The following is a 21,386-nucleotide window of genomic DNA, read 5'->3' on the forward strand; positions in this document are numbered from 1 at the left end:
TCAGTGGCGGAACATCCGCAGGTCGAGCGCGCTCTCGTCGCCCAGCCACATCGCGTGATCGGTGTGGTCGGCGAGGTCGTTGCCGGTCAGGCCGTGCACGAAGACGTCGAGGCCGTCGCGGTGGCTGTCGAGCCAGCCGATGACCGTGTCGAACTCGGCCGCGTCGAAGGCGAGCTGGCAGCTCCAGTGCGGATGCGGGCCGACTGGGCGCTCGTGCACCCGGCCCACCACCACCATCAGCTCGCGGCCCGCCTGCTCGCACAGCGCGCGGGCCTGGGCCACGGTGGCGGGGCCGAAATAGACGTGGGCGTGGTACTGCGGGTAGAGGTTCTCGGGGCGGCGCGGCATGGTGGGGCGATTGTGGCGCGGGCGCGGATCACCTGTCGCTGAGAAGGTCGCCGGGAAGGTCGTCGGGCAGCCGGAAGCTGCCGCTGTAGCGGAACACGTCGCCGAACCAGCGGTGGCGCAGCAGCATGCGCATGCTGAAGGCGTCGGGGTCGCGCGGGTCGGGCCGCTCCTCGACGTAGGCCGTGCCCATCAGCAGGCCCAGCGGCAGCGGGATGCGCAGGCGGCCCAGGCGCCAGACGTAGCCGCGGTCGCGGAACACCAGCGCGCCTTCTTCGGCGCTCACGGCCAGCCGCATGCCGATGCCGAAGCGCACGTACTCGATCACCAGCGCGCCGTCGGCCGCCTCGTGCTCCATGTGCGAGCGGAAGTGGAAGGGCGCGCGGCCCGCGAAGCGGAAGATGCGGTCCCAGTAGAGATGCGGGTCGTCGGGCCGGCAGCGGTAGTGGACCTCGATCGGCACCGCGCGCCCGGTGTAGGGCACGAGGGCACCGAACAGCCTGCCGAGGGGCATCAGCAACGCGGCCCAGGGCGCATGGTGGACCTCGTGCATGGTGCCGCGCACGCAGACATGGTCGTTCGAATGCGGCGCCATGGTGTAGTGGCGGCGGATCGCGTCGCCCAGCCGGTCCCAGTCGGGGCCGAGCGCTTGCTGGAAGACCGGACGAATGTCGTGGTTCATGGCTGGATGATGGCGCCAGCGGTGGCCGTGCCTTCGCTGCGGGCCTTGTAAAAGCGCAGGATGTTCTCGGACGCGTCGTTCAGCAGCAGGTGCATGACGCGGTCGGCATACCAGTTGAAGCTGGTGCTCAGCCGCCACGAGACCTCCACGCGCAGCTCGGTGCCGCCGTCGCGCGGCGTCAGCGTGTAGGTGGCATCGCGCAGGTCGAAGTACTGGCCGCCGATCATCACGTGGTCGTCGAGCGCGCCGGCCGGAAAGGAGTCGGGCGAGAAGCGGAAGCGCCATTGCAGCCTGCGGTTGGGTTGCCAATCGGTGATGACCTCCTCGAAGTGCACGTTCTTCTGCCACTGCACCTGGCGCACGCGGCCCTCGGGCGTGTCGACCGTGACGCCCGACACCGGCATCGGCACGCCGGCGCGGTAGGCCCAGGCGCCGTCGACCTCGGCCGGGCGGATGTCGCGCGCGGCGTTGAGCTCGTGCCATACGCGTTCGGCCGGTGCGGCGATGTAGAGCGTGCGCGAGGTGTTCGAGAAGCGGTCGGGGTTGGGCAGGTTCGGCTCGATGGCGCCGAGCACCAGCGGCAGCAGCGCGAAGCCGTAGAGGGTCTGCTTCGGCCAGTGGGTGATGCGGCACACGATGCCCATGGCCAGCCCGCCGACGCTGCCCATCACCGCGAACAGCGGCACGATGAAGACGGCGCAGATCAGGCCCTCGATGAACACCACCAGCGTGCCGCCCACGAACAGCGCGGTCGCGACCCAGGGCGCCCACAGGTAGTACCCCCAGCTGCGCCGCTCGATGCGCTCGGCCAGGTACACCGTGACCGCGCCGCACACCGCGGGCGCCAGGTAGACGAAGGAGCCCAGCATGGCCGAATAGGCCTTGCCGGGGCCGCCGCTGAAGACCAGGCGCAGCACGAGCGCGATCGCGGCGCCGATCGCCATCGGCCAGAACCAGCCGAAGGGCATGCCGCGCACGGGCTTGTTCGCAGGCGGCTCGTCGTTCGTGGCGGGCTCGATGGGCGCCAGCTCGGTCAGCAAGCGGTCTTCGGGATCGGTGTGCATGGAAGTCCTCTTCTCCTCGATGTGTTCGTTCGTCCGCTCAACTGGCGCGCCGCGTGGCGCTGACCATGCAGTAGTCGAAGTCGCGCCAGAACAGGCCCAGCGCGAGCGCGCAGTAGCTGGCCACGATGTGCTTGCGGCGCCAGGGGCTCAGGCTTCCGCGTGCCTTCCAGAGTTCGGCCAGCGTGAAGCGGGTGGCGAGCGCGGGGATGTGCAGCGCGCTCGGCGCGACGCGCCAGCGCAGCGAGCGCACCTCGATGTCCTCGAAGCCGTGTTCGCGCAGCGCGGCCGTGAACTCGTCGCGCACGGCCAGTGTCGGCACGGCCCAGCTGTCGGCCCACAGGCGGTGCAGCCAGCGCGCGAGGCGGCCGGGCTCGCGGCGCAGCAGGAAGCCGTCGACCACCACCAGCCGTGCGCCGGGCCTGAGCAGGCGCGCGGCCTCGCGCGCGAAGTCGGCCTTGGCGGTGCCCTCGGCATAGCAGGCGCTCTCGAGCGCCCAGGCGCCGTCGGCCTGCGCGGCCGGCAGGCCGGTGCGCGTGTAGTCGGCCTCGATGTGGGCCATGCGGTCGGCCACGCCGGCCCGCGCATCGAGGCGCTCGGCGATGCGGTTCTGCACCGGCACGTTGGTGACGGTCACGGCGTAGAGGCGCGGGTCGTCGCCGACCAGCGTGCGCGCGGTGGCGCCGGCGCCGCAGCCCAGGTCGAGCACGCAGCGGCGGCCGTCTTCCGTCGGGCGCTCGCCGAGCCGCAGCGCGCGGCCGACCTCGCGGTTCATCTGGACCAGCATGCTTTCGCGGCGCAGCGGATTCAGGCCCGCTCGCCAGTAGCCGAAGTGCATGTTGTAGCTGGGGCTCCAGGCGCGGTAGTCGGTGGCGACCTCGGTGAAGTAGTCCTGGGTGTCGGCGCGGCTGACCGGGGCCGGGGCAGCGGCGGCCCGCGGCAGGTGGAAATCGGGTTGGAAGACGCTGGGCATGCGATGGACTCCTGGTCGGAAATGCGGTGCGGATGTCAGAGCCGGCACTGGTCGTCGGCGCAGGTGCGCGAGGCCTTCGCGGCCGGGCCGGCGAGCAGGGTCACGAGCCAGTCCGGCAGGCGCTGGCGGTTGCGCGCCAGCGCGGCATAGGCGCGGTCGGCCAGCGGCGCGACCAGCGGCAAGTCGAGCAGGGCGCCGCCGTTGGGCAGGCCCACCGCCTCGCGGCAGGCGCGGATCGCGGGCACGCCGACCCGCACGCGGCCGGCGGCATCGACCGCGTGGATCGCGGTCATGAGCGCGTCGCGCGGCGCCGGGCCGGCATCGAAATCGGGCGGCGAGCAGTCGACCAGGACGAGCCGCGCGGCCGCGCCGCGCGCCTTCATCGCGCCCATTTCGGCGGTGCACAGGCGGCAGGTGGCGTCGTAGTAAACGGTCAGAGGGTAGGCGATGGCGGTGTGTCGGGACATGGTGTTCTTTGTTCTCGATATTTCTGTCAAAACAGAAATGAATGGGCAAAAAAAGAGCCGGCCTCAGATCATCGGCAGGCTCGCATGGTGAGCGTCGGGATCGTCCTTGCCGGCAGCGGGCGCGGGCGCGTCGCCGCGCACGAACTTCTGCACGCTCGCGCCCAGCGTCAGCACCTTGTCGAGCGTGCCGGGCGACAGCCGCAGCATCTCGTCGGCCCAGGTGGCGAGCTTGGCCATCAGGTCCATGGTGGAGCGGATGCGGTCCTGTGCATCGGCCGATTCCTTCTGGAAGTCGGGGCTCGCGACGACCTCGCGCAGCATGCGGATGGTGGGATCGAACTCGCGTTCCTTGCGCTCGCGCACGACGGTGCGGAACAGCTCCCAGACGTCGACGCTGGTCTCGAAGTAGTCGCGCCGGTCGCCCAGCATGTGGGTGACGCGCACCAGGTTCCAGGCCTGCAGTTCCTTCAGGCTGTTGCTTACGTTGGAGCGCGCCACGCCCAGGGTGTCGGACAGCTCCTCGGCGTGGATCGGCTTGCCGTGCACGAACAGCAGCGCATGGATCTGCGAGACGGTGCGGTTGACGCCCCACATGGAGCCCATCTCGCCCCAGTGGAGGACGAACTTGCGTTGGATGTCGGTGAGTTCCATGCGCTGGAGTCTAGGACTTCCGAAATTTCTGTCAAGAAAGAAATCAAAAAACTGCCGAAGTCTGAGCGAATGGTGAAATACTGTATGTTTAAACAGTGAAACGACCGCGAAGGAGTCGCGCCATGCCACCCGCCGCCCACATCCCCATCCATGCCATCAAGGGCCGCGGCGCCGCCACGCGGCTCGCGCACCGCTTCTCGAAGGACGAGCGCGATGCCTTCGACGACGGCTGGGGCACGCTCGAGGAGAATGCGGCCGAGGCCGACGAGCTCGAGCCGCTGGCCACCGAGGTGCGCTTCGAGGACGTGAAGTCGGCCCTGAACGAGAACGACTCGCCGGACATCCACTTCGACCGCTCGATCAACCCCTACCGCGGCTGCGAGCACGGCTGCATCTACTGCTTCGCGCGGCCCACGCACAGCTACCTCAACCTGTCGCCGGGGCTGGACTTCGAGACCAAGCTGATCGCCAAGCGCAACCTGGTCGAGGTGCTGCGCCGCGAACTGGGCCGCAAAAGCTACCGGCCCAGCCACCTCGCGATCGGCACCGCCACCGACTGCTACCAGCCGATCGAGCGCGAATTGCGCATCACGCGCTCGGTGATCGAGCTGCTGTCCGAAGCCAACCATCCCTTCGGCCTGGTGACCAAGTCCAGCGCGGTCGAGCGCGACCTCGACCTGATCGCGCCGGCCGCCGCGCGCGGGCTGGCGGCCGTGTACGTGACCGTGACCACGCTCGACGGCGACCTGGCGCGCAAGCTCGAGCCGCGCGCCGCGGCGCCGCACCGTCGGCTGCGCACCATCCGCACGCTGGCCGAGGCCGGCGTGCCGGTGGGCGTGAGCGTGGCGCCGCAGATCCCGTTCGTGACGGAAGACATGGAGCAGGTGCTTGAGGCGGCCTGGGAGGCGGGCGCGCGCAGCGCCTTCTACACGATGATCCGGCTGCCCTGGGAGGTGGCGCCGCTGTTCAAGCAGTGGCTGGCGCTGCACTACCCGCAGCGCGCCGACCGCATCATGGCGCGCATCCACGACGTGCGCGGCGGCAAGGACTACGACGCCGACTTCGCCACGCGCATGAAGGGCACGGGCCTGTGGGCCGACCTGCTGCGCCAGCGCTTCGAGAAGGCGACCGCGCGCATCGGCTTCAACCGCGAGCGCATCGCGCTCGACCTCAGCGCTTTTCGGCCACCTGGCGACCCGGGGCAGGGCAGCCTGTTCTAGCGGCGAGCGCGGCGTCCGCGTTGCCGTCGCCGCACCAGTCGCCGCCCAGCGCCTTCACGAGGAACACCGAGGTCAGCAGGCGCTGGCCCTGCAGCTGCGCGGCCTGGCGCTCCACCGTCAGCAGCGACTGCTGCGCGGTGATCACGTCGAGGTAGGTCGAGGCACCGCCCTCGTAGCGGCTGTTCGCCATGTCGAGCACGCGCCGCGCGGCCGCCACGGCCGATTGCGCCTGGGCGGTGGCGCGCTCGAGCGCCGCAAGGCCGTCGATGCCGTCCTGCACTTCCTGCATCGCGGTCAGCACCACGCGGCGGTAGTTGCCCACGTTGGCTTCGTAGCCGGCCTTCGCGAAGTCCACGCCCGCGCGCACGCGGCCGCCGTCGAACAGCACCTGCGTGGCCGACACGCCGACCGACCACAAGAGGCTGGGCGCATCGAACAGCGATTCGATCAGCCGGCTGTCGACGCCGATCGTGGGCGCGATCAGGATGCTCGGATAGAAGGCCGCCGTCGCCACGCCGATCTGCGCATTGGCCGCGGCCATCGCGCGCTCGGCCGAGGCCACGTCGGGCCGGCGCTCGAGCACGTCCGAGGGCACGCCCAGCGGCACCGCGGGCGGACGGATCTCGCGCAGGTCGGTCGCCAGCGCGAACGAGGGCGCGGGCGTGCCGGTCAGGGTGGCGAGCGCATGTTCGTACTGCGCGCGCTGCTTCCTGAGCACGTCGACCTGCGTCAGCGTGGTCTCGAGCAGTGCCTGCTGCTGCGCCACGTCGAGGCCCGAGACGGCGCCCAGGTCGTGCCGCGACGTCACCAGCTCGAGCGCGCGCCGCTGCAGCGCGATCGAGCGCGTCAGCACGTCGAGCTCGATGTCGGTGGAGCGCAGGTTGAAATAGCTGCTCGCCACGTCGGCCGACAGCAGCAGCCGCGTGTTGGCGAGGTCGGCGGCCGACTGCTCGGCCGAGGCGGTCGCGCCTTCCACGCTGCGCTGCACGCGGCCCGCGAGATCGAGCTCGTAGCTGGCGTTGAGCGAGAGCGCGAAGTCGTTCTGCACCGTCGAGAAATTGGAGGCGTTGTAGTTGGTCAGCGGCCGGTTGGCCGAGATCTTGAGCCGCGAGGCGCGCGTGCCCAGGCCGAGCTGCGGGTACTGCGCGGCCGAGCTCGAGGCCAGCGTGGCGCGCGCCTGCGCGAGCCGCGCGCCGGCGATGGCGAGCGTGGGGCTGCCGGCCACGGCGCGGTCCTGCAGCGCGTCGAGCTGCGCGTCGCCGTAGCGCTTCCACCACGGGCCCTTGTCGGCGATGTCGTTGGGCGTGCCTTCGCGCCACGGTGCCTCGAGCTTCCAGCTCACGGGCAGTGGGGTCTCGGGCGCCTTGTAGTCGGGACCGACCGCGCAGCCCGCGGCCAGCATCACGGCGGCGAGCGCGATCGCCGCGAGGGCGGGGCGGCGCATGGTCACGCGGGTTCCTTCTTGGCCGCGGCCGGTGCTGCAGCCGGCGCCGCGCCCGGCTTGGCCCCATCGGCCGGCGCATCGGGCGCCACCGCGACCATGTCGCCATCGGCCAGTGAATCCGAGGGGTTGAGCACCATGCGGTCGGTGCCCGCGAGCCCGTCGACCACCTCGACGTTCTCGCCGTAGTTGCGGCCCAGCGTCACGGGCCGCAGGCCGACGCGGCCCTGCGCGTCGACCACCGCCACGCGCGTGCCCTCGGCACGGAACAGCAGCGCATTGGCCGGCACGGTGATGGTGCCGCTCGCGGCCAGCGGCAGCTCGACCTGCACGTAGGCGCCCGGCAGCAGCGCGCCGTCGCGGTTGGGCAGCGAGACCTCAACCTGCATCATGCGCGTGGTGGTGTCGATGGCGCCCGCGGTGCGCGCGACCTGGCCGCTGAACTTCTGGCCGCGCAGCTCGGCCTGCGTCACCACCACCGGCTGCCCGGCCTTCACGAGCTGGGCATAGGCCTGCGGCACGTTGATGTACACGCGCAGCGGATCGGTCTGCGCCAGCACGAACAGCGCGCGGCCCGCACCGCCGCCGGCCCCGGCATCGATCAGGTCGCCGGTGTCGACGTTGCGCCGCGTGATCACGCCGGAAAACGGCGCGACCACGCGCTTGAAGCCCTCGGTCTGCCGGAGCCGCTGCACGTTGGCATCGGCGGCCGCCACGTTGGCGGTGGCCTGCGCGACCGCGCTGCGGCGCTCGTCGAGGTCCTGCTGCGAGACCACGTCCTTCTTGCGCAGGTTCTCCCAGCGCGCGGCCGTGCTCTGCGCGAGCTCGAGGCCCGAGGCCGCCTGGTTGCGCGCGGCGATGGCCTGCGACAGCTGCTGGTCGATCTCGGGCGTCTCGATCTCGGCCAGCAGCTCGCCCTTCTCGACGCGGCTGCCGATGTCCTTGGTCCAGCGCTTGAGGTAGCCGCTGGCGCGCGCCGAGATCGGCGACTGCACGTAGCCCTGCAGCGTGCCCGGCAGCGCCAGCTTCTGGCCCCCGGTGGGCGTGCGCGGCAGCGCGGTCTGCACGTATTGCTTTGCATGCTCGACCGAGCTGGCCTGCAGCTCGCGCGCGTTGGCGATGCGCACGAACACCGTGCGTGCCGCGCCGAGCGCCAGCAGCACGAGCACGATCAGCACGAGCCAGCGGGTGCGCCGCACGATCTGGCGCCGCCGCAGCAGTTCGGGGCCGTCGCCGTCGTCGCCGGCGATGGGGTGGATGGCCAATGCCGAATGGCGTTGCTCTGTCATGCGCTAGACGGCGCGGGGCCGTTTCCGTGGCGGGCCGCGCGGCCGTGGGAGGGCTGGGTGCGCGGCGGGTACAACAAGTCGAACAGGGTGTCGAAACGATCGGATGGCGCGGGCATCGCTCAGTGCTCCTGCGCGGTGGCGCCGGCCGGCGGATGGGCGCCGCCGCCGTGCGCGGCGCGCCGGTGCGCGAGCCAGCTGTGCACGCCCGCATAGACCGCGGGCACGAAGAACAGCGTCGACACCGTCGCGAACAGCAGGCCGCCGATCACGGCGCGGCCCAGCGGCGCGTTCTGCTCGGCGCCTTCGCCCAGGCCCAGCGCCATCGGGATCATGCCGATGATCATCGCCAGCGCCGTCATCAGCACCGGGCGGATGCGGGTGGCGCCGGCCTCGAGCGCGGCCGACAGCGGCGGGATGCCCGCGGCCAGCCGTTCGCGCGCGAAGGACACCATCAGGATCGAGTTGGCCGTGGCCACGCCCATGGTCATGATCGCGCCCGTGAGCGCGGGCACGCTCAGCGTGGTGCCGGTGATGAACAGCATCCAGGCGATGCCCGCCAGCGCGGCGGGCAGGGCGGTGATGATGATCGCGGCGTCGAGCCAGGACTGGAAGGTCACGACGATCAGCAGGTAGACCAGCACGATCGCCATCGCCAGGCCCACGCCCAGGCCGATGAACGAGGACTGCATGGTCTGCACCTGGCCGCGGATGTCGACGCGGCTGCCGCGCGAGAGCTTGGGCCGCATCTCGTCGACGAGCGCCTGCACCTTGCTCGCCACGCTCGCGAGGTCGGTGCCCTGCACGCTGACGTAGACGTCGATCACCGGCGCGATGTTGTAGCGCGACTGGATCGCCGGCTGGCGCGCCGCGCGCGCGTCGACCAGGTTGCCCAGCAGCTGCTGTGCGCCGCCGGGCGTGGCCGCGCCGGGCGCGCCCACCGGAATGTTGAGCAGCGAATCGAGCGAGTCGACGTTGTACTGCGGCGTCTGCACCGCGATGCTGTAGACCACGCCGTTCTGCGGATTGAGCCAGTAGGCCGGCGCCGTCTGCGAGCTGCCCGACAGCGCGATCAGCACGTTCTGCCCCACGTTGGAGGCGGTCAGGCCGTACTGCTGCAGCCGCGAGCGGTCCATCGTCAGGTCCACCGAGGGGCCGTCGAGGCGCTGGTGCACGTGGGCGTCGACCGCGCCCGGGATCTGCCGGATCGCCTTGGTGAGCTCGGCCGCGCGCGCCGCGTTGCCCGCGATGTCGTTGCCGCTGAACTGCACGTCGATGGCCGCCGGCAGGCCGAAGTTGAGGATCTGCGTGACGATGTCGGCCGGCTGGAAGAAGAACTCGATGCCCGGGAAGCGCTTGGGCAGCTCGGCGCGCAGCGTGGTCACGAACTCCTCGGTCGGCCGGTGGCCGTCCTTCAGCGACATCAGGATCTCGGCGTCGAAGGTGCCGATGGTGCCGGCGTTGCTGTACGACAGGTTGATGCCGCTGTTCGGCACGCCGAGGTTGTCGAGGATGGTCTCGAGCTGGTCGGGCGGCACCAGCTCGCGGATCGCGGCCTCCACCCGGTCGGTGAGGCGCGCGGTCTCCTCGATGCGGGTGCCGGTGGGCGCGCGCATGTGCAGCCGGATCTGGCCGGCGTCCACGGTCGGGAAGAAGTCGCGGCCCAGCGCCGGATAGAGTAGGCAGGACAGCAGGCAGAAGCCGAGGAACACCGAGATGAAGCCGCCGCGGCGCGACAGCAGCGCCGACAGCAGCAGCGTGTAGGCGCGGCGCACGCGCTCGAAGCGGCGGTCGAAGGCGCGGTACACGCGCTGCAGCGCGCTGGGCTTCGCGTTCTCGTCGGCCTGCTGGCCGTGCACGCCGCCCATCAGCAGCATCACCAGCGTGGGCACCAGCGTGCGCGACAGCAGGTAGGAGGCCAGCATCGCGAACACCACGGCCTCGGCCAGCGGCACGAACAGGAAGCGCGCCACGCCCGAGAGGAAGAACATCGGCACGAACACGATGCAGATGCACAGCGTGGAGACGAAGGCCGCATTGCCGATCTCGCCGGCGCCGATCTCGATCGCCTCCTTGAGCGGCGTGCCCATGTGCAGGTGGCGCTCGATGTTCTCGATGGTCACGATCGCCTGGTCCACCAATATGCCGACCGAGAGCGCGAGCCCGCCCAATGTCATGAGGTTGAGCGTTTCGCCGAGGCCGTAGAGCACCAGGATCGAGGCCAGGATCGACAGCGGGATGGTCAGGCCGATGATCAGCGTGCTGCGCCAGTTGCCGAGGAACAGCAGCACCATCGCGGCGGTGAGCGCGGCGGCCAGGATGGCTTCGAACACCACGCCCTTGACGGCCGCCTTCACGAACACCGACTGGTCGAACAGCGGCGTGATCTTGATGTCCTGCGGCATGGTCTGCGCCGCCACCGGCAGCATCGCGCGCAGGTTGGCCACGATGTCCAGCGTGGAGGCGCCGCCGTTCTTGAGCACCGACAGCAGCACGCCGCGCACGCCGTCCTGGCGCACCACGTTGGTCTGCGGCGAGAAGCCGTCGCGCACGTAGGCCACGTCGCGCACGTAGACGGTGGCGCCGTTCACGGTGCGGATCGGCAGGTCGTTGAGGCCCGCGATCGCATCGGGCGAGCCGTTCATGCGCACGCCGTACTCGGTGGCGCCGAACTTGGCGGTGCCCGAGGGCAGGATCAGGTTCTGCGTGTTGATCGCGTTCACCACGTCCGACGGCGACAGGCCGCGCGCCTGCAGCGCCTGGGTGTTGAGGTCGACCGAGATCAGCCGGTTCTTGCCGCCGTAGGGAAAGGGGATCGCCGCGCCCGGCACCGTGATGAGCTGCGGGCGCAGCTGGTTCACGGTGGCGTCGAACAGGGAGTTCTCGGAGCGCGTCGGGCTCGACAGCGCGAGCTGGATCACGGGCACGCTCGAGGCCGAGTACTTGATCACCAGCGGCGGCGTGATGCCCGGCGGCAGCTGCCGCACCTGGGCCTGCATCGAGGCCACCACCTGCGAGATCGCCATCTCGATGTTGGCGGTGGGCTGGAAGAAAACCTTGATGATCGACACGCCCGCGAGCGACTGCGATTCGATGTGCTCGATGTCGCTGACGGTGGTGGTCAGGCCGCGCTCCACCTGGCCCGAGATGCGCTGGCCCATCTCCTGGGCCGGCAGGCCGGTGTAGTTCCAGATGACCGACACCACCGGGATATTGATCTCCGGAAAGATGTCGGTGGCCATCCGCAAGAGGACGAAGGGCGTGGCCAGCACGATCAGCATCGCCATGACGATGAAGGTGTAAGGACGACGCAACGCGAGCTGAACCATGGACGGGTCTCTCTGCTTCCGGCGAAAAAAGGTTTCGCATCATAAGGAAGTAGTTTTAAGTTTGTTTAACTTGGTTACTTCGACCTCTTCGATGCGCTTTTCGGAGCGCTTCCGGCGACGCATGGAGCGTGCCGGGTGGGGTGACGATGGCTATTCCTGTGATTGAGTAAAGCTCATAAATAAGAGCCGAGAGCCAGGTTGTTGGCGGCTGACTCCATAGTTTTCAGTGGCTTGTGATTGAGTAGTACTCAATTTATCTTCTTCCATCTGCCATGAGCCAGACCGATCCTTCCCCCACCGCTGCCGCGCTGCCCGAACGCTGCGTCATCGTCGTCGACGCCGCCTTGCCGCCGGGCCTGGCCGCCAATGCCGCGGCCGTGGTCGCGCTGACCGTGGGCCAGCGCCATCCGGGGCTGGTCGGCGAGCCGCTAGTCGATGCCTCGGGACGGACGCATCCCGGCCTGATCCCGATCGGCATCGCGGTGCTCGGCGCCTCGCAGGAGGAACTCGCGGCCGTGCGGCAGAAGGCGCTCGCCAGCACCGAGTGCGACGTGATCGACTTCCCGGTGCAGGGCCAGCAGACCACCAACTACGCGGCCTTCCGCGAGGCGGTGGCGGGAGTGCCGGCCGAGGCACTGCGCTACGTGGCGGTCGGTTTCGTCGGCGAGCGCAAGCCGCTGGGCAAGGTGGTGTCGAAGCTGGGCCTGCTCGGGCAGTAGGCGGAGGTCACGCCGGCGCGTCCAGCGCGAGACGCAGCCGGCTGACGTTCGGGTTGCCCGGGTCGCGCTGCACCTTGAAGCCCAGCTTGCGCGCCAGCGCGATCATCGCGAGGTTGTCGTAGAGGGTGATGTCGGCCAGTTCGCGCACGCCCGCGGCGCGCGCCGCCGAGATCAGGCTGCGCATCAGTTTCTCGGCCAGCCCCTGGCGCTGCCAGGCATCGGCGATCACCACCGCGAACTCGGCCACCTCGGTTGTTTCGGGCGTGTCGCCGCGCACGTAGCGCACCACCCCCATCTCCTGCTCGGCGCCATCGACCTCGAGGGTGGCGATCAGCGCGAGCTCGTGCGCGTAGTCGACATGGGTCATGCGCCAGAGCTCGTCGGGCTGCGGCTTGCGCGGCGAGAGCAGCCGGTGGTAGCCGGTGCGGTCCGACAGGCCCGCGACGAAGGCGGTGTGCATCGCAAGGTCGTCGGCATGGATCGGGCGGATGCGTACCGCGCGGCCATCGCGAAGCCGCCAGTCTTCGACCAGGTGCGCGGGATAGGCGTGGGGTGCGGCCGGTGCTGCCATGGCGGGGGTTGTGCCATGGCGGCGGGCCGCGGGTCAATCCGGGTTCAGCCGATGACTTCCGGCCACTCCGTGTGGAAGAACTGCCCCTCGGGCTTGTCCACGCGCTCGTAGGTGTGGGCGCCGAAGAAGTCGCGCTGCGCCTGCAGCAGGTTGGCGCTGAGGCGCTCGGTGCGGTAGCTGTCGTAGTAGGCCAGCGAGGCGCTGAAGGCCGGCACCGGGATGCCGTTGCTCACGGCCAGCGCCACCACCTCGCGCCAGTTCTGCTGGGTGCGGTTGAGCAGGTCCTTGAAGAAGGGATCGAGCATCAGGTTGGCCAGCGCCGGATCGGTGCGGAAGGCGTCGGTGATGCGGTTGAGGAAGCGCGCGCGGATGATGCAGCCGCCGCGCCAGATCGCCGCGATGCGGCCGAGGTCGAGGCCCCAGCCCTTCTTGTCGCCCATGGTCTTGATGAGGTCGAAGCCCTGGGTGTAGCTGATGACCTTGGAGGCATAGAGCGCGTCGTGCACCTTGGCCACCAGCGCCTTCTTCTCGAGCGAGAGCTCGACCTTCGGGCCCTGCAGCAGCTTGCTCGCGCCCACGCGCGCCTTCTTCTGCGACGACAGCACGCGCGCCTCGACCGCGGCGTTGATGGTGCTGATGACCACCGCGTTCTCGGCCGCGTTGATCAAGGTCCACTGGCCCGTGCCCTTCTGGCCGGCCTTGTCGAGGATCACGTCGACGATGGGCTTGCCGGTTTCCGGGTCCTTCTGCTCGAGCGCCTTGGCGGTGATCTGGATCAGGTAGCTCTGCAGCTCGCCGTCGTTCCATTCGTTGAAGATCGCGGCCATCTCGTCGGTCGTGAAGCCGGCGGCCTTGAACAGGCTGTAGGCCTCGCAGATCAGCTGCATGTCGCCGTACTCGATGCCGTTGTGCACCATCTTCACGTAGTGGCCGGCGCCGCCCGGGCCGATGTGGATCACGCAGGGCTCGCCGTCGACCTTGGCCGCGATGCTCTCGAAGATCGGCTTCATCACCTCCCAGGTCGAGGCCGGGCCGCCCGGCATGATCGACGGCCCCTTGCGCGCGCCTTCCTCGCCGCCCGAGACGCCCGCGCCGATGAAGCGCAGGCCCTTGCTCGAGAGGTAGGCGTCGCGGCGCTCGGTGTCGGTGTAGAGGCTGTTGCCGCCGTCGATGACGATGTCGTCCTTGTCGAGCAGCGGGATGAGCTGCTCGATCACCTGGTCGACCGGCGCGCCGGCCTTGACCATGATCTGGATCTTGCGCGGCTTGGCGAGGCTCTGCACGAACTCTTCGAGCGTCTTCGCGCCCACCAGCTTCTTGCCGGGGTTGGCGGCGATGAAGGCCTCGGTGGTGGCTTCGGTGCGGTTGTAGACGCTGACCTGGAAGCCGCGGCTTTCCACGTTCAGCACGAGGTTCTGGCCCATCACGGCCAGGCCGATCAGTCCGAAGTCGCTTTTGTTGGTGGTGGTCATGGCCTGGGTGTTTCCTTCCTTGTGCGCACGCCGGCGGCGGCCGGTGCGCGGGGTTGATGCAGCAGGCCATTGTGCCGACCGGCCGTCGGCCGCGTCGTCAGCCGCCGCCTATAACCGGGCCGGCTTCCCGGGCGAGCCCGCTTGGCAAGCCCGGCCGGCTTCGGTATGTTGCTGCCGACCCATCCTCGGGGAGAACCCTCCATGCCCACCCAGTCCCTCGCCGAAGCCCACCGTCCGCCGGCCGCGATCGAGCGCTGGTCCACCGACGCGGTGCCGCCCGCGCAGCGGCTCGATTACTGGGTCGGCGCGGTCTGCGAGGGTTTCCTCGAGATGGAGGTGACCAGCCCGCAGGCGCGGCATTTCGATGCCATGCTCGAATCGGCCCCGCTGGGCACGCCGGCGCTCGGCATCGGTGTCAACCGCGTGCGCGGCAGCGCGCAGGATGTCTACCGCACGCGCCGCGCGATCGAGCGCAGCCACAGCAACTTCTACTACCTGCTGTGCAAGACCGACAGCGCCTGGAGCGTCGAGCAGGAAGGGCGCAGCGCACGCATGCTGCCGGGCGACGCGGTGCTGGTCGATTCGCGGCGCAGCTACGCCTTCCACTTCGTGCAGTCGGCCGACACCGTCTCGCTCGAGCTGCCCACGGCCTGGGTCGAATCGTGGCTGCCCGACGCGCCGGGCCAGCTCGCCTGCCGCATCGACGGCAGCGCGGGCTGGGGCAGCGTGCTGAGCCGCTTCGTGCAGCAGCTCACGCCCGAGGCCGCGGGCGCGCCGCCGCTGCCGCCGCGCCTGCTGGCCGACCAGCTCGGCGGACTGCTCGCGCTGGCCACCGGGCCGGGCGTGGCCGCGGCGGTGGAGCCGGGCGCGCGCGCCGCTGCGCCGGCGCGTGCTCGAGGCCACGCGCGAGCGCCACGCCGAGCCCGGCCTCACGGCCGAGGCGGTGGCGCGCGAGCTCGGCATCTCGCAGCGCAGCCTGCACCGCTGCCTGGCCGAGCGCGGTGAAGGCGGGGAGGGCGGCACCACCTTCGCCACCGCGCTGCTGGGCTTTCGCATGCAGGCCGCGCGTCGCATGCTGGGCGACGCGCGCTTCGACCGGCTCGCGGTGGCGGAGATCGGCTTTCGCGTCGGCCTGCGCGACGCCTCGCATTTCGTGCGCCTGTGCCGCCAGCAACTGGGCGCCACGCCGGGCGCGCTGCGGCGCCTGCGCTGAGCTGGCGCGAATCGGCCATCGCGCTGGCGGCCAGCGGCCAGCGGCGCGGCGGCGGGATTCCTACAGTCGCTGCGTTTGATCGCCAGCAACCCGCATCCACCCCTCGAGGAGACCCCCATGTCCGACACCTATGTCCTGATTCACGGCGCCTGGCACACCGGTGCCGAAATGGAGGCCGTCGCGAACGGCCTGCGCGAGGCCGGCCACACCGTGCACTGCCCCACGCTCGCGGGCAACCGGCCCGGCGACGACCGCGCGAAGATCGGGCTGGCCGACGCGATCGATTCGGCGCTGCAGTACATCGAGGAGAAGAATCTCTCGCAGCTGCGGCTCGTGGGCCACAGCTATGGCGGGATGGTGATCACCGGCGTGGCCGACCGCCTCGCGCAGCAGCCGGGCCGGATCGCGCGGCTGGTGTACGTGAATGCCTTCGTGCCGCAGCCCGGCGAGTCGCTCAACGACATGGTGCCGCCGCATTACGTGGCGCTGTTCGACGCGGTGGCGGGCGCCAACGACCAGGCCGTGACGCTGCCCTTCGAGATCTGGCGCGATGCCTTCATCAACGACGCCGACATGGCGCTCGCGCGCTCGGCCTACGAGCAGCTCAACCCGCACCCGTACCGCACCTTCACCGACAAGATCGTGCTGAGCCAGCCGATGGCCGCGCTGCAGGTGGGCAAGTCCTACGTCAACTGCCAGCAGGACATCGCGCTGCCGCACAGCCTGCCGTGGCATCCGCGGCTGTCGGAGCGGCTGGGCCTCTTCAGGCTGGTCGAGTGCCCGGGCAGCCACGAGATGTTCTTCTCGAACCCGAAGCGGCTCGCGCAGGCGATTCTCGAGGCGGGGCGGGACTGAGGCGTGGTGCAAGAACCGTTCGGGCTGAGCTTGTCGAAGCCTCGCGCGGCGCTTCGACAGGCTCAGCGTGAACGGTTGTGCGGCGCTTCGACAAGCTCAGCGCGAACGGTTGTGCAGCGCTTCGACAGGCTCAGCGCGAACGGTTGTCCTGCAGCGCGTCGAACACGCGGATCGACGCATAGGCATCGTTGGCCGCATAGCGCAGCTGTGCCTCGCTGAGCCGGTGGCTGGCCCAGTTCGAGGTCGTGGCCTTGCGCGACTTCGCGAAGCGCTGGCCGAACACCAGCGCCACGGCGGTCTTCACGCCGACCGAGCGGCGGTAGCCGCGGCGGCGGAACTCGTCGTCGATGTCGTGGACCGCGCGCGGCTCCACCTTGAGCTTCTGGCGGATCAGCGAGAGGTCGCTCGAAAGGCCGAAGCCCACCTTGCGCAGCGCCTCGGAACCGATCAGCGCGCCCAGCACCTCGTTGCAGTCGGTGCGATGCAGCTGGAACAGCCATGCGGTTTCGCGCGTGGCGAACTGCACCAGGTGCGGGCCGGTCGAGACCTCGTTCCTGGCGAAGGTGGGCTTGGACTCGGTGTCGAAGCCGACCACGCCCGCGGCCAGCAGCGCGGCGGCCGCGCGCTCGGCGTCGTCGCGCGTGGCGACCAGCACGATGTCGTTCAGGCCCAGGCCCTCGAAGGGCTCGAGCAGCGCGATCTCCTCGCGCTCCGGCAGAGGGGGCAGAGAGGTCTGGGGTGTGCGTGGTGCGTTCAACGGGGAGTCGCCTTTCGGGCCTTTTTCGCCGACGCGGTCTTCCTGGCCGGTGCGGCCTTCTTCGCGACGGTTTTCTTCGCAGCCACCTTCTTCGTGGCGGGGGCTTTCTTCGCCGCGGCCGCCTTGCGCATCGCCTTCGGCACCGTGCCCGAGCGCAGCGCGGCTTCGTAGGCGCGCCGGCCCCACAGGGCCGCTTCCTCGCGATCCTCGAACAACTCGGGCGGCGCCTCGCGGTAGGACATCGGCATCTGCTGGCCCTGCCGTTCGTAGGTGAAGGGCGCCAGGTTCAGGCGGTCGAAATGCGCGGCGCTTTCGGCGTCGGACTTGAGGTAAAGCGTGTCGCGTATCACCAGCGCGAACATGCGGCCTTCGTGATAGATGCCGAAGCCGCTGAACATGCGGCGGATGTCGATGCGGCCCAGGCGCTCGAAGGTTTCGTGCAGGCTGTCGGCGAAGGCGTTCTTCATGGGTGTCAGGCCGTGATCTCGATGCGGTTGCCGTCGGGGTCGAGCACCACGCTCTCGTAGTAGCCGTCGCCGGTGCGGCGCGGGCCGTCGAGCAGCGGATAGCCGTCGGCCTGCAGCCGGCGGCTCAGCGCGTCGACGGCTTCTTCCGAGCCCACGCTGATCGCGAGATGGGTCCAGCCCATGCGCTGCGCGCCGGGTTCGGCCGCCACCGGCGACAGCGTGCTGGTGGTCATCGCCTCGATCCGGGCGCCGTCGCCCAGGCTCAGGAAGCAGGAGGCGAAGCCCTTCTTCGGATTGACGTAGCCCTCGCCGGCGGCGGCGCCGAAGTAGTCGACGTAGAAGCGCTTGCAGCGTTCGAGGTCGGTGGTCCAGAGGGCGATGTGGTCGATGCGCATGGTGAAGAAGACGACGTGAGGGTTCAGGCCTTGCGCCAGGGCGCGCGCGCCGGGTACCAGTGGTAGCTGATTCGTTCGCGTCCGCTGGTCGGATGCCGGTCGACCGTGCCGCGCGCGAGGCCGTAGCGTTCGTAGAAGCGCTGGGCCGCGGTGTTGGTGAGCGCCACGTGCAGCCGCCAGCCGGTGGGCATGCGCACGCAGGCCTCGTCGAGCAGCGCCTGGCCCAGGCCCTGGTTGCGCAGGTGCGGGTCGACGAACAGCTGCGCTACGTACTCGCGCCGGTCGTGCAGCACCATGAAAGCCAGCACCTGCGCATCGCGCTCGGCGATCACCACCTCGGCCGGTGCCACGAACTCGGTGCGCACGCGCTGCAGCCAGTGGGCGATCGGCTCGACCGTGGCCGCGCCCGGGTGCGAGGCCGACCAGGCCCGGCGCCAGATGCCGGCGAGCACCATGTCCTCCTCGGCCGCGCCGTCGCGCAGTCGCAGGTGGAAGGCGGGCGTCTGGGCGTCGGACATGGCGGTTCGTCAGCCGCGCAGCACCTGCGCGTGGTGCGCCAGGTGGTCGGCCATGAAGCTCTGGATGAAGTAGTAGCCGTGGTCGTAGCCCGCGTGGCGCCGCAGCGTGAGCGGCTGGCCGGCGGCGAAGCAGGCGGCCTCGAAGGCTTCGGGGTTCAGCTGCTCGGCGAGGAATTTGTCGGCCAGGCCCTGGTCGACCAGGATGCCGTGCGGATAGGGCGCCGCGGTCTGCGACTGCATCAGCGCGCTGGCATCGTGCGCGAGCCAGGCCGCGCGGTCGTCGCCGGGTTCGCCGAGGTAGCCGCGCAGCGCCTTGTCGCCCCAGGGGCACTGGGTGGGCGCGCAGATCGGCGCGAAGGCCGACAGCGAGAGGAAGCGCCCCGGATGGCGCAGCGCCAGCGTCAGCGCGCCGTGGCCGCCCATCGAGTGGCCGAAGATGCCCAGGCGCGCGGTGTCGATCGCGAACTCGCGGCCCACCAGCGGCAGCAGCTCCTGCACGATCCAGCTCTCCATGCGCCAGTGGGCGGCCCAGGGCGCCTCGGTGGCGTCGAGGTAGAAGCCGGCGCCGATGCCGAAGTCCCAGCTCGCGGTGGCGCCCGGCAGCGCTTCCATGGCCGCGCCGCGCGGGCTGGTGTCGGGCGCGATCAGCGCCAGGCCGAGGCTGGCGGCCATGCGCTGCGCGCCGGCCTTGATCGCGAAGGTCTCCTCGTTGCAGGTCAGGCCCGCGAGGTACAGCAGCGCGGGCACGCGCTCGTTGGCGGCCTGCGGCGGCAGGTAGACCGAGAAGCGCATCGGCAGGCCGATCTCGTGCGAGGCCTGTTCGTAGAAGCCCTGCACGCCGCCGAAGCAGTGGTGTTCGGACAGGGTCTTGAGCAGATCGGTCATGCGGCGCCTCGCACCAGTTCGAGCACCGCGTCGGCGAAGGCGCGCGGCGCCTCCTGCGGCAGGTTGTGGCCCGCGCCCGGCACCAGCCGGTGCGAGCGCGGTCCGCTGAAGCGCGCCGCATGCGCCGCGGCCTCGGCCGGCGGCCGCACGCCGTCGTCGATGCCGTCGAAGGTGATCGCGGGCACGCGGATGACCGGCTGCGCGGCCAGCTGGCGATCGATGTCGGCATAGTCCGGATCGCCCGCCACCAGGCCATAGCGATGGCGGTACGAGTGGATCACGACCTCGACGAAGTCGGGATGGTCGAAGGCCGCGGCGCTGCGCTCGAAGGTGGCGTCGTCGAAGCGCCAGGTCGGCGACCACAGCTTCCACAGCAGCTTGGCGATGGCCTTGCGGTCCTTCTGCAGGCCGGCACGGCCACGCTCGCTGTGGAAGTAGTACTGGTACCAGAGGCTGTGCTCGTTCTCGGGCGTGTCGGGCTCCATCGCCTTGGCGATGTTCTGGATGTTGTAGCTGTTGAGCGATACCAGCCCCGCGCAGCGCTCGGGCCACAGGGCCGCCACCACGCAGGCCGCGCGGCCGCCCCAGTCGTAGCCGGCGAGCACGGCGCGCTCGATCTTCAGTGCGTCGAGCAGCGCCAGCAGGTCGGCGCCGAAGGCCGCCTGTTCGCCCGAGCGCGGCGTGTCCTTGCGCAGGAAGCGCGTGCCGCCATAGCCGCGCATGTACGGCACGATGGTGCGGCAGCCCTCGGCCGCGAGCAGCGGCGCGACCTCGGCATAGGTGTGGATGTCGTAGGGGAAGCCATGCATCAGCAGCACGGGCGGTCCGTCGGCCGGGCCGCTCTCGTGATAGGCGACCTCGAGCACGCCGGCTTCGATGCGGCGCAGGGGCTCCATGCGTTCCATGGTCGGCACCCGCGGCGTCAGTAGAGCACCACGCCGCGGATCGACTCGCCGCGCTTCATGAGGTCGAAGCCGTCGTTGATCTTCTCGAGCGGCATGGTGTGGGTGATCAGGTCGTCGATGTTGATCTTGCCTTCCATGTACCAGTCGACGATCTTCGGCACGTCGGTGCGGCCGCGCGCGCCGCCGAAGGCCGAGCCTTCCCACTTGCGGCCGGTGACCAGCTGGAACGGCCGCGTGCTGATCTCGGCGCCGGCCTCGGCCACGCCGATGATGATGCTGCGGCCCCAGCCCTTGTGCGTGCACTCGAGCGCCTGGCGCATCACCTTGGTGTTGCCGATGCACTCGAAGCTGTAGTCGGCGCCGCCGTCGGTCAGCTGCACGATGGCGTCGACCACGTTCTCGGTGTCCTTCGGGTTGATGAAGTGCGTCATGCCGAACTTGCGCGCCATGGCTTCGCGCTCGGGGTTCAGGTCGACGCCGATGATCTTGTCGGCGCCCACCATCTTCGCGCCCTGGATCACGTTCAGGCCGATGCCGCCGAGGCCGAACACCACCACGTTGGCGCCGGCTTCCACCTTGGCCGTGAAGATCACCGCGCCGATGCCGGTGGTGACGCCGCAGCCGATGTAGCAGACCTTGTCGAAGGGCGCGTCCTCGCGGATCTTGGCCAGCGAGATCTCGGGCGCAACCGTGTAGTTGCTGAAGGTGGAGGTGCCCATGTAGTGGGCGATGGGCTTGCCGTCGAGGCTGAAGCGGCTGGTGCCGTCGGGCATCAGGCCCTTGCCCTGGGTGCCGCGGATCAGCTGGCACAGGTTGGTCTTGCGCGACAGGCAGAACTTGCACTGGCGGCATTCGGGCGTGTAGAGCGGAATGACGTGGTCGCCCTTCTTGAGGGTGGTGACGCCGGGGCCGACGTCGACCACGATGCCGGCGCCTTCATGGCCGAGGATGGCGGGGAAGATGCCTTCGGGGTCGGCGCCCGAGAGGGTGTAGTAGTCGGTGTGGCAGATGCCGGTGGCCTTGATCTCGACGAGCACTTCGCCGAATCGCGGGCCGTCGAGGTCCACGGTTTCGATGGTCAGCGGGGCTCCGGATTTCCAGGCGACGGCGGCTTTGGTTTTCATGGCGTGTTCGGGGAGGAGGGAAGGAGGGGGGAAGGAGAGGGAGGAATTGG

Annotated in this window: 21 protein-coding genes and 1 pseudogene; 4 read left to right on the forward strand and 18 right to left on the reverse strand. The window is 70.0% G+C overall.

Going from position 1 to position 21,386, the window contains the following annotated elements; translation table 11 throughout:
* The 6 genes from INQ48_10390 to INQ48_10415 all read right to left on the reverse strand — a co-directional run bounded on the left by INQ48_10390 (position 1) and on the right by INQ48_10415 (position 4,179).
* A complete protein-coding gene (locus tag INQ48_10390; protein QRF59598.1) occupies positions 1 to 348 on the reverse strand; it encodes a DOPA 4,5-dioxygenase family protein in 348 nt (115 codons plus the stop codon).
* Positions 349 to 376: 28 nt separating this feature from the next.
* Positions 377 to 1,027: a DUF4166 domain-containing protein gene (locus INQ48_10395; protein ID QRF59599.1), complete on the reverse strand. Its 651-nt coding sequence runs from the start codon at positions 1,025 to 1,027 to the stop codon at positions 377 to 379.
* Positions 1,024 to 2,091 carry an SRPBCC domain-containing protein gene (locus tag INQ48_10400; GenBank protein ID QRF59600.1) on the reverse strand — a complete coding sequence of 356 codons (1,068 nt, stop codon included), beginning with the start codon at positions 2,089 to 2,091 and terminating at the stop codon, positions 1,024 to 1,026. The genes INQ48_10395 and INQ48_10400 overlap by 4 nt, the downstream gene beginning before the upstream one ends.
* A gap of 37 nt (positions 2,092 to 2,128) precedes the next feature.
* On the reverse strand, positions 2,129 to 3,061 hold the full coding sequence (locus INQ48_10405) for a methyltransferase domain-containing protein (protein ID QRF59601.1): 933 nt from the start codon (positions 3,059 to 3,061) through the stop codon (positions 2,129 to 2,131).
* 35 nt (positions 3,062 to 3,096) lie between these two features.
* Entirely contained in the window at positions 3,097 to 3,528 is a 432-nt protein-coding gene (locus INQ48_10410) for a DUF393 domain-containing protein (protein ID QRF59602.1), read from the reverse strand.
* Positions 3,529 to 3,591: 63 nt separating this feature from the next.
* Positions 3,592 to 4,179, reverse strand: a complete 588-nt coding sequence (locus INQ48_10415; protein QRF59603.1) for a MarR family transcriptional regulator — start codon at positions 4,177 to 4,179, stop codon at positions 3,592 to 3,594.
* Positions 4,180 to 4,301: 122 nt separating this feature from the next.
* Here INQ48_10415 and INQ48_10420 point away from each other — a divergent pair, with 122 nt between their 5' ends.
* The gene (locus INQ48_10420) at positions 4,302 to 5,399 is read left to right on the forward strand and encodes a PA0069 family radical SAM protein (GenBank protein QRF59604.1); all 1,098 of its coding nucleotides are present in this window, start codon (positions 4,302 to 4,304) and stop codon (positions 5,397 to 5,399) included.
* Here INQ48_10420 and INQ48_10425 read toward each other — a convergent pair.
* The 3 genes from INQ48_10425 to INQ48_10435 form a co-directional block, all read right to left on the reverse strand.
* Complete coding sequence (locus INQ48_10425; protein ID QRF59605.1) at positions 5,350 to 6,843, reverse strand: efflux transporter outer membrane subunit; 1,494 nt, start codon at positions 6,841 to 6,843, stop codon at positions 5,350 to 5,352. The two genes, INQ48_10420 and INQ48_10425, sit on opposite strands and share 50 nt — an antisense overlap.
* Before the next feature lie 2 nt (positions 6,844 to 6,845).
* Complete coding sequence (locus INQ48_10430) at positions 6,846 to 8,129, reverse strand: efflux RND transporter periplasmic adaptor subunit (protein QRF59606.1); 1,284 nt, start codon at positions 8,127 to 8,129, stop codon at positions 6,846 to 6,848.
* A 119-nt stretch (positions 8,130 to 8,248) separates the two neighbouring features.
* Positions 8,249 to 11,455 (reverse strand): efflux RND transporter permease subunit, encoded by a 3,207-nt coding sequence (locus tag INQ48_10435; GenBank protein ID QRF59607.1) that lies wholly within the window; start codon positions 11,453 to 11,455, stop codon positions 8,249 to 8,251.
* Between the two features lie 272 nt (positions 11,456 to 11,727).
* Between INQ48_10435 and INQ48_10440 the strand changes: the two genes are divergently transcribed.
* Complete coding sequence (locus INQ48_10440) at positions 11,728 to 12,174, forward strand: DUF2000 domain-containing protein (GenBank protein ID QRF59608.1); 447 nt, start codon at positions 11,728 to 11,730, stop codon at positions 12,172 to 12,174.
* Positions 12,175 to 12,181: 7 nt separating this feature from the next.
* On the opposite strand, the gene INQ48_10445 is transcribed toward INQ48_10440, so the two are convergent.
* Complete coding sequence (locus INQ48_10445; GenBank protein ID QRF59609.1) at positions 12,182 to 12,745, reverse strand: GNAT family N-acetyltransferase; 564 nt, start codon at positions 12,743 to 12,745, stop codon at positions 12,182 to 12,184.
* Positions 12,746 to 12,789: 44 nt separating this feature from the next.
* Positions 12,790 to 14,217 (reverse strand): decarboxylating NADP(+)-dependent phosphogluconate dehydrogenase, encoded by a 1,428-nt coding sequence (gene gnd, locus INQ48_10450; GenBank protein ID QRF59610.1) that lies wholly within the window; start codon positions 14,215 to 14,217, stop codon positions 12,790 to 12,792.
* A 201-nt stretch (positions 14,218 to 14,418) separates the two neighbouring features.
* Between gnd and INQ48_10455 the strand changes: the two are divergent.
* Together INQ48_10455 and INQ48_10460 are read left to right on the forward strand one after the other, a co-directional pair.
* Positions 14,419 to 15,430, forward strand: a pseudogene (locus tag INQ48_10455) (helix-turn-helix domain-containing protein).
* Between the two features lie 117 nt (positions 15,431 to 15,547).
* Positions 15,548 to 16,285 (forward strand): alpha/beta fold hydrolase, encoded by a 738-nt coding sequence (locus INQ48_10460; GenBank protein ID QRF59611.1) that lies wholly within the window; start codon positions 15,548 to 15,550, stop codon positions 16,283 to 16,285.
* A 130-nt stretch (positions 16,286 to 16,415) separates the two neighbouring features.
* Here the strand turns inward: INQ48_10460 and INQ48_10465 are convergent, their stop codons facing one another.
* Genes INQ48_10465 through INQ48_10495 form a run of 7 tightly spaced genes read right to left on the reverse strand, consistent with a single transcriptional unit; the run spans position 16,416 to position 21,336 of the window.
* Complete coding sequence (locus INQ48_10465) at positions 16,416 to 17,042, reverse strand: 3'-5' exonuclease domain-containing protein 2 (GenBank protein QRF59612.1); 627 nt, start codon at positions 17,040 to 17,042, stop codon at positions 16,416 to 16,418.
* Positions 17,039 to 17,509 carry a TfoX/Sxy family protein gene (locus INQ48_10470; protein QRF59613.1) on the reverse strand — a complete coding sequence of 157 codons (471 nt, stop codon included), beginning with the start codon at positions 17,507 to 17,509 and terminating at the stop codon, positions 17,039 to 17,041. Before INQ48_10470 ends, INQ48_10465 begins: the two co-directional genes overlap by 4 nt.
* 5 nt (positions 17,510 to 17,514) lie before the next feature.
* Complete coding sequence (locus INQ48_10475; GenBank protein QRF59614.1) at positions 17,515 to 17,904, reverse strand: VOC family protein; 390 nt, start codon at positions 17,902 to 17,904, stop codon at positions 17,515 to 17,517.
* Positions 17,905 to 17,927: 23 nt separating this feature from the next.
* Positions 17,928 to 18,422: a GNAT family N-acetyltransferase gene (locus INQ48_10480; GenBank protein QRF59615.1), complete on the reverse strand. Its 495-nt coding sequence runs from the start codon at positions 18,420 to 18,422 to the stop codon at positions 17,928 to 17,930.
* 9 nt (positions 18,423 to 18,431) lie between these two features.
* Entirely contained in the window at positions 18,432 to 19,307 is an 876-nt protein-coding gene (fghA, locus tag INQ48_10485) for an S-formylglutathione hydrolase (GenBank protein ID QRF59616.1), read from the reverse strand.
* Positions 19,304 to 20,212: an alpha/beta hydrolase gene (locus tag INQ48_10490; protein QRF59617.1), complete on the reverse strand. Its 909-nt coding sequence runs from the start codon at positions 20,210 to 20,212 to the stop codon at positions 19,304 to 19,306. The genes fghA and INQ48_10490 overlap by 4 nt, the downstream gene beginning before the upstream one ends.
* A gap of 17 nt (positions 20,213 to 20,229) precedes the next feature.
* Positions 20,230 to 21,336, reverse strand: coding sequence for an S-(hydroxymethyl)glutathione dehydrogenase/class III alcohol dehydrogenase (locus tag INQ48_10495; protein ID QRF59618.1), 1,107 nt, complete (start codon positions 21,334 to 21,336; stop codon positions 20,230 to 20,232).
* Positions 21,337 to 21,386 lie beyond the last annotated feature (50 nt).

It is taken from the genome of Variovorax paradoxus, from assembly GCA_016806145.1.
Taxonomy (GTDB): domain Bacteria; phylum Pseudomonadota; class Gammaproteobacteria; order Burkholderiales; family Burkholderiaceae_C; genus Variovorax.

Bases quoted from the DNA above. Each gene is read 5' to 3' on its own strand.
- INQ48_10390 (QRF59598.1), bottom strand. From the start codon at position 348: ATGCCGCGCCGCCCCGAGAACCTCTACCCGCAGTACCACGCCCACGTC.
- INQ48_10395 (QRF59599.1), bottom strand. From the start codon at position 1,027: ATGAACCACGACATTCGTCCGGTCTTCCAGCAAGCGCTCGGCCCCGAC.
- INQ48_10400 (QRF59600.1), bottom strand. From the start codon at position 2,091: ATGCACACCGATCCCGAAGACCGCTTGCTGACCGAGCTGGCGCCCATC.
- INQ48_10405 (QRF59601.1), bottom strand. From the start codon at position 3,061: ATGCCCAGCGTCTTCCAACCCGATTTCCACCTGCCGCGGGCCGCCGCT.
- INQ48_10410 (QRF59602.1), bottom strand. From the start codon at position 3,528: ATGTCCCGACACACCGCCATCGCCTACCCTCTGACCGTTTACTACGAC.
- INQ48_10415 (QRF59603.1), bottom strand. From the start codon at position 4,179: ATGGAACTCACCGACATCCAACGCAAGTTCGTCCTCCACTGGGGCGAG.
- INQ48_10420 (QRF59604.1), top strand. From the start codon at position 4,302: ATGCCACCCGCCGCCCACATCCCCATCCATGCCATCAAGGGCCGCGGC.
- INQ48_10425 (QRF59605.1), bottom strand. From the start codon at position 6,843: ATGCGCCGCCCCGCCCTCGCGGCGATCGCGCTCGCCGCCGTGATGCTG.
- INQ48_10430 (QRF59606.1), bottom strand. From the start codon at position 8,129: ATGACAGAGCAACGCCATTCGGCATTGGCCATCCACCCCATCGCCGGC.
- INQ48_10435 (QRF59607.1), bottom strand. From the start codon at position 11,455: ATGGTTCAGCTCGCGTTGCGTCGTCCTTACACCTTCATCGTCATGGCG.
- INQ48_10440 (QRF59608.1), top strand. From the start codon at position 11,728: ATGAGCCAGACCGATCCTTCCCCCACCGCTGCCGCGCTGCCCGAACGC.
- INQ48_10445 (QRF59609.1), bottom strand. From the start codon at position 12,745: ATGGCAGCACCGGCCGCACCCCACGCCTATCCCGCGCACCTGGTCGAA.
- gnd (QRF59610.1), bottom strand. From the start codon at position 14,217: ATGACCACCACCAACAAAAGCGACTTCGGACTGATCGGCCTGGCCGTG.
- INQ48_10460 (QRF59611.1), top strand. From the start codon at position 15,548: ATGTCCGACACCTATGTCCTGATTCACGGCGCCTGGCACACCGGTGCC.
- INQ48_10470 (QRF59613.1), bottom strand. From the start codon at position 17,509: ATGAAGAACGCCTTCGCCGACAGCCTGCACGAAACCTTCGAGCGCCTG.
- INQ48_10475 (QRF59614.1), bottom strand. From the start codon at position 17,904: ATGCGCATCGACCACATCGCCCTCTGGACCACCGACCTCGAACGCTGC.
- INQ48_10480 (QRF59615.1), bottom strand. From the start codon at position 18,422: ATGTCCGACGCCCAGACGCCCGCCTTCCACCTGCGACTGCGCGACGGC.
- fghA (QRF59616.1), bottom strand. From the start codon at position 19,307: ATGACCGATCTGCTCAAGACCCTGTCCGAACACCACTGCTTCGGCGGC.
- INQ48_10490 (QRF59617.1), bottom strand. From the start codon at position 20,212: ATGGAACGCATGGAGCCCCTGCGCCGCATCGAAGCCGGCGTGCTCGAG.
- INQ48_10495 (QRF59618.1), bottom strand. From the start codon at position 21,336: ATGAAAACCAAAGCCGCCGTCGCCTGGAAATCCGGAGCCCCGCTGACC.